This is a genomic window from Lentibacillus salinarum, assembly GCF_042679865.1.
In the GTDB taxonomy this organism is placed as follows: domain Bacteria; phylum Bacillota; class Bacilli; order Bacillales; family Amphibacillaceae; genus Lentibacillus; species Lentibacillus salinarum.
On sequence record NZ_JBHTNH010000003.1, the window covers coordinates 235,320 to 241,319 of the forward strand.

Annotated in this window: 4 protein-coding genes; 1 reads left to right on the top strand and 3 read right to left on the bottom strand. The window is 38.4% G+C overall.

What is annotated here, in order from left to right; all coding sequences use genetic code 11:
• Positions 1 to 67: 67 nt before the first annotated feature.
• Positions 68 to 1,597: a BCCT family transporter gene (locus tag ACFQ4A_RS04380; RefSeq protein ID WP_382397960.1), complete on the top strand. Its 1,530-nt coding sequence runs from the start codon at positions 68 to 70 to the stop codon at positions 1,595 to 1,597.
• Positions 1,598 to 1,767: 170 nt separating this feature from the next.
• Here the strand turns inward: ACFQ4A_RS04380 and ACFQ4A_RS04385 are convergent, their stop codons facing one another.
• The 3 genes from ACFQ4A_RS04385 to ACFQ4A_RS04395 all read right to left on the bottom strand — a co-directional run bounded on the left by ACFQ4A_RS04385 (position 1,768) and on the right by ACFQ4A_RS04395 (position 5,329).
• Entirely contained in the window at positions 1,768 to 2,898 is a 1,131-nt protein-coding gene (locus tag ACFQ4A_RS04385) for an MFS transporter (RefSeq protein WP_382397962.1), read from the bottom strand.
• Between the two features lie 59 nt (positions 2,899 to 2,957).
• A complete protein-coding gene (locus ACFQ4A_RS04390; protein WP_382397964.1) occupies positions 2,958 to 3,512 on the bottom strand; it encodes a TetR/AcrR family transcriptional regulator in 555 nt (184 codons plus the stop codon).
• Positions 3,513 to 3,997: 485 nt separating this feature from the next.
• Entirely contained in the window at positions 3,998 to 5,329 is a 1,332-nt protein-coding gene (locus tag ACFQ4A_RS04395; protein WP_382397966.1) for an MmgE/PrpD family protein, read from the bottom strand.
• Between the last annotated feature and the right edge of the window lie 671 nt (positions 5,330 to 6,000).

Sequence of the window (6,000 nt, forward strand, 5' to 3'; positions counted from 1 at the left end):
ATGTTTTCCGTTGCCATGTGTTATTCTTGAAATATTATACAAAAAAATGACATTAGGAGGAGATTTTTTGTTTAAGGGAAATAGCGTTCTTGGTATTTCATTATTATTGAGTCTTTTGTTCGTGGTTATCGGGGTTGTCTTCAATGATTGGTTAGGTCAAAAAGCATCAGCTTTTTTAGATTTTGCGGTTACATATTTTAACTGGTTTTATCTACTTATCGGTGCTATTTTTGTATTTATTTGTCTGTATTTAATGTTTTCAAAATATGGAAACATCCGTTTAGGAAAGGATGCAGATAAACCCGCTTACAGTACATTTTCATGGATTACGATGCTGTTTAGTGCAGGAATGGGTGTAGGATTGGTGTTTTGGGGCGTTGCTGAACCCGTCGGTCACTACACAACGCCACCCTATGGAGAGGGATCAACAGGGGAAGCCGCCTCCGCAGCTATGCAATACACCTTTTTTCATTGGGGGTTGCATCCTTGGGCACTTTACGGAATAGTAGCTTTGGGATTAGCATATTTTCATTTCCGCAAAGACTTTCCATCTTCCATGAGCTCCATTTTTCACCCACTGTTAGGTGATAGAATTAATGGACCTATCGGTAAAACAATTGATATTCTTTCCGTATTTATTACCAGTGTAGGTGTTGCCAGTACGTTTGGATTAAGTGCGTTGCAAATTACTAGCGGGATGAATTCGCAATGGGGAATACCAAATACATTAACCGTTCAACTCTCGATTATTGGACTTGCATTTTTACTGTTTATTATTTCTTCGTGGTCAGGGATAAATCGAGGTATTAAATATTTATCTAACTTTAACATGCTAATATTAACCTTACTAACCCTTTCCGTACTAGTCATTGGCCCTACTAAACAAATTTTTGAAATGCTGATCACCTCGACAGGAAGCTACCTCGGCAGCATTTTGCCTATGAGCCTTCGAATGGAACCTTTTAATAGTGAAGCTAATAGTTGGGTAGGTGCATGGACAGTATTTTACTGGGCCTGGTGGACCACATGGGCGCCCTTTGTAGGCTCATTTATTGCAAGGATTTCAAAAGGCAGAACCATTAAAGAATTTATTTCAGGTGTTTTATTAGTACCTTCCTTAGTATCTTTTGTTTGGTTTTCAGTTCTCGGCGGCAGCGCCATTCATTTCATTCACAATTTAGGCAATAGCGCATTGGCGGAAAATATAAATGCTGATGTTAATGGCGCTTTATTTGCGTTCTTAAGTAACATTCCCTTAGGTTCTGTGTTAAGTATACTAGCACTAATTCTTATTTTTTCTTTCTTTATTACATCAGCTGACTCAGGTACATTTGTGTTAGGGATGTTAAGCAGCAATGGCGATCTTAATCCATCAAACAAAATCAAAATAACGTGGGGAATTATTATTGCAGGATCAGCTACAGTTTTTTTATTAGCCGGTGGCCTGGATGCAGTAAAAACCATCTCAATTGTTGTAGCCACTCCCTTTTCTATCATCTTAATTTTTATAAGTTGGTCCATACTAAAAGCAGTGAGAAAAGAATTTAAAAAGGAAGTCACACAAACTAATACTGAAAACCCGCATGACATCGCTTAATAATAAATGCATTATCCTAGCAGTGATAGAGGCTATATGGAAAAAGCCCCCCCTATCATCTTTAGTATGTGATAGGGGGTACTGTACGTTAACGGAGGAAAACTTACTCAACCCACCATTTTAACAACAGTTCAATAATGTTTTATATGCATATCAAAAACCCTTTCTTTCTAACGCTTTTTTGGACCTATAAGGGTGGCCGCCATACCAACTAATCCATAAAGTATAAAAGATATAACATAGCCCCAAGTCCCAATCAACCATCCGGCGAGTATTGAACCTATTACTTGCCCCACCGCCAAAAGTAAAAATGGAACGCCAATACCTAATGATGCATTCGTAATAAATACACGGATTCCCCAGACAAGCAGAACGCCGGTTAAAAATATATAGGAGCAGCCAAAAATGCCAGCCGATAAGTAAGACATTAACCAATTCCCGGATGTAACAGCTAGAATAATCGAAGCTGAAGCAATCGACAAACTCCCTAACTTATAAGCTAAAGACAGCCCCCCTTTTTCAATTAGAGAACCGGAGAACCCCCCCAGCACACCAAATAGTCCTATGATGACCCAAAATCCGGAAAGCTGCCAATCACTGTAATGACTGGCCACTTCAATAAACGATCTCGAAAACGTCCAAAAGGCCGCTGTGGAAATTCCTAGGATAAGAGATGCCAAAATCAAAGGAATGGCTCCTTTTACGCCTCGAATAGAGAGATTTCCTTTTTTAAACATCAACCTCGAACTCGCCCCGACTTTCGGAATTGCTCGGAAATTCCATATCAATATCAGGAGTGCCACCATAGCATAGATTAAATATGAGAGTCTCCAATTCGGTGTTAATAAAATCGCTCCTGCTCCAGAAAGGGCTATCCCAAGACTTGTTCCTGAATTGATCCATGTATTCGCCTTCCCTTGTTTATCCTGTTGAATCCAAAGCGATATCGCCGCGCCATAAGGGGGAGATACCAACCCCGTACTTCCGCCGGCTAATAACACGCCTAACGCCAGCACCCATACATTTGGCGTGATTCCCATTAACAGCAATCCAACAAAAGCTGATAGCCCAGCTAAGATAATCATCCTTCTTGGTCCTTCTTTTGTCGTGATCACAGTGGATAGAATGATCGTGACACAATAGGCTAAATAAAATAACGAAGAAATTATCCCTGATACCAACTCGGACATTTCAAGTGATTGATTTATCTCAGGGAGAAGCAACCCAAAACTAAACCTTGCCAATCCATAAGTGACAGAAATCATCGTAACGCCAGGTAAAACTAACCTTGAAAAATTCATGGTATCCCTCCTAACACCTATTTATATAGAACGACCTTTCTAATCTATAGACAAAAAAATTACGATGTATGTCGGACAAGCATCCGGGCCATCGCAATAGAATATTCTGTTGCCTTTTCTGCACCAATCAATGTCGTCATGGAAGTCGTTCCTTCAAGTAGCAATGTAAGCTGATTAGCTAAATCGCGTTCGTTATCTTTACCTTTCCTCCCGGCCAATTGCTGGAAATATTTGAGCAATTTCGATTTGTGACCTCTTGCAATGTTTTCAATTTCATTATCAGTTTCCGCATAATCTTCTATCGCTCTTAAAAACATATCTCCTTTGTAAGATTGTTCTTTTAACCAACGTCCGTGAGCTCGGACAGCAAGGATGAAAGGGGAATCCGAATCCATTTCTACATGTGAATCCAAATAAGACCAATAACGTTCTTCCCGCTGCTTAAGGACTTCTTCGACTAAATTGTCCTTGGAATAAAAGTGATTATAAAGCGTCATGGTTGCTACATTCGCTTCACTGATAATTTGCTTCAAGCCTACGCCACGAAATCCGTGCTCATAAAATAATCGTTCAGCTACTTTAAGTAATGTATCCTTTTTTACAGATCGACTCATGTCATCCACTTCTCCTTTGGTTAGATAGAACGACCTTTATACTATAAGAATATCAATTCCAAGATCCTATCGTCAACCATTTCGTTCATTTTAATAAGCTACACTTACTGTCTTCTCAACAGTTTGAACCTATTCTTGAATAGCGCATGTAACCAAGCAACGTAAAAAGGACGCTTCTGTAAAAGTAAGTAACTTATACGAAAACGCCCTTTCCAAAATAAATTTAAATTAAATCTTACTTTCTCGTGACATTTTTAGGTTGGAGTTAAAAAGACTCTATAAAACTTTTCAGATCAATATTTACGATGATTTACATCATGCCGCCCATACTCCATCAATGTTTTCAGGCATTTACTTACCTTTGCACATCATCAGTTATCCGCCAACGATTGTTTCACAGGAATTGATTCTACACATGTTTTCCCTCCTTAAGACAATTGGATAGAATTTAATAAACCAAATACGTTTTGTATATTGCATGATCGCTACCTCATTAGGGCAGTTAATTTTCGGATGTCAGTTAAATTTTCCAAATTTTGAACCTGATCAATAATACTTGATCTTTTTTCATTATCTAGAAACTTCTCTGTACAAACATGAAATTTCTCAATCAAGTCTTTCCAGGTTAAGGGGGCTTCTGAATCTCCTTTAACTAAATGTACTTCTTCAGAAAATATTTCTCCATCGTTCATTATAATTTTTAATCGTGCCGGCCTTTTGTCAGGAAAAAGGCTTTCAAGATCATCCGCTTGTTTTAAGGAAATTTTTTTAGCTATATTATAAACCTTTTCGTTTTTTAGGTGCCTATCCGATACATGATAAGGTTTAACTGCATTGTAGCAAAGAGCAGTAGCGACTGTGTATGGTATACTGTATTGAGCAGCTTCTGACGATTGGGGTGAAACGTGATTTAACGTCAAAGCCTTTTTAAATGTCTCAATAACAATTTCACTTATTTCCTCTATATTTGGATTGTATTTTTCCTTTATTTTTAACGCTGCAGTAATTGGTGAGTGTGACCATTTACACGAGGGAAATTGCTTAAAATAAATACTCTCTATTTCGTATATCTTTCCCAAGGTTTTAAACACACTTTTTGAATCAATGCGATAAAAATGTTTATCCATTAAAATATTTTCGGGACCTGTAAACCCTGTCTCAGCTAGTAGGACACTCATAAGTCCTGTTGCGGCCCCCCAACCAACACTTTCTTTTGTCATTGAACTCGCAGAAATTGACTTTTCGCATTGGGCGGTTGGTCCGTAAACTTCACCGACTGTTAAAGAATTTTGCAAATAATTTCCAGTTAATCCCTTCGTTTTAGCTGCTCCTGCAGCCGAACCAAAAATCGCCCAACCTCCTGATCCGTAAAACAGTTGTTCATGGTTAGAATTCATTATAATACCACACCTAATTCCAACCTCATATCCTACTAATATCGATGTTATAAAATCCTTGCCTGAACAAACTGGTTTTAATTCGGATAGTGCCAATACGGGCGGGATAACCATGCAAGCCGGATGGCCAATGGCGTTACGATGTCCATCATCAATGTCCATACAACTAGACAACGTTCCATTTATGAAAGCAGCTGCAAATGGCGAAACTTGTTTTTCCCTCCCTATGATTGTAGAGCACCCTTCTTCCCCAAACCATTTAGTGTTTTTAAAAGTTATTTTTGATACGCGGTTTTGATAACCCGCATATGCTGCGGCAATAAAATCCATGAACGCTTTCTTCACCATAGTGACTACTTCGGGTGACAAATTTTCATATTTTTCATTTTCAATATATGAAGAAACCTTTGATAAAGGCATTGTTTACCTACCCTTCAAATAAATAGGCTCTCGGTATTCACCGAATCAGACGGCTCAAGCTTTTCTTGAGTCGTCTTCTTTATGATTCCTTCCACATTTTATAGAGGATTTTATTTTCACAACAATATGAACTGGAAATTGACGTCCAAATGATTCTTTTGAAAATAGACCAAAGTGCCCTTGACTATTCAAAACCACCTAACAATTGCGGTAGAATGAACATTGGCAATCGGGCGGACAACTTTCGCCAACCAACCAGCCGATGTCCCTTGATAACGTCCGATTCTTTGGATTACGGTCTGTGATGGATCGGACGAATTCTCCACAGGCTCTTAAAATTATATGCTTTTATAATAAATGATAGCGCTTACAATTGTCAAGATAATTAGAAGATTAACCCTCTTCTAAATTTTATTGGAAAAAGACCTGTAGCAGTAAAACAAATCACCCTTATGTAGGCATTTTGCATACAATATTTTGGGGTGAAAAAATGGCAATAGTAAAATACACAAATTCAGATGTTGACTTAATGGCAAGGATGATGTGAGTATTGCGGTCAGTTTTTACCAGCCTTGCGGTTCTTTTTACCACACTTTGCACAAGAGTCTACCAGTGTTTGCGAAGTAATTTACCACCAATATAAAAGGCACGGGCGTTATGATAGCCCATGC